Raw genomic sequence first — 246 nt, 5'->3', positions numbered from 1 at the left:
ACAGCCGCCGGGGTATCGCTGGTTGCGGCTGTTGCCCGATGGACGGCTGGAAACCGGCGTCGAGCGTGTCACCGACTTCGAGTTCACGGTCGATTACGGCTCCAACGGCTACTGATATATCCCTGTAAACTCCGCTATCTTTCGCCGACACTCAGGGAGCTCAAATGTCCGGTTCGATCCTCTATATCCACGGTTTCAACAGCGCCCCGGCCTCGAAAAAAGCCTGTCAGCTGGTCGCGGTGATGG

Annotated in this window: 1 protein-coding gene and 1 pseudogene; both read left to right on the top strand. The window is 58.5% G+C overall.

Annotation, left to right across the window (positions count from 1 at the left end; all coding sequences use genetic code 11):
* Nucleotides 1-115: pseudogene (locus J5M57_RS28805) on the top strand (phosphodiesterase); the annotation flags it as partial.
* 49 nt (nt 116-164) lie between these two features.
* Nucleotides 165-246: YqiA/YcfP family alpha/beta fold hydrolase (locus J5M57_RS28800; protein ID WP_279381920.1), on the top strand; the 82-nt coding region annotated here is incomplete at its 3' end.

The organism is Pseudomonas sp. 86_A (assembly GCF_017491705.1).
GTDB lineage: Bacteria > Pseudomonadota > Gammaproteobacteria > Pseudomonadales > Pseudomonadaceae > Aquipseudomonas > Aquipseudomonas koreensis.
Note: the sequence above shows the minus strand (reverse complement) of the source record. Positions and strands in the feature narration are given on the sequence as shown.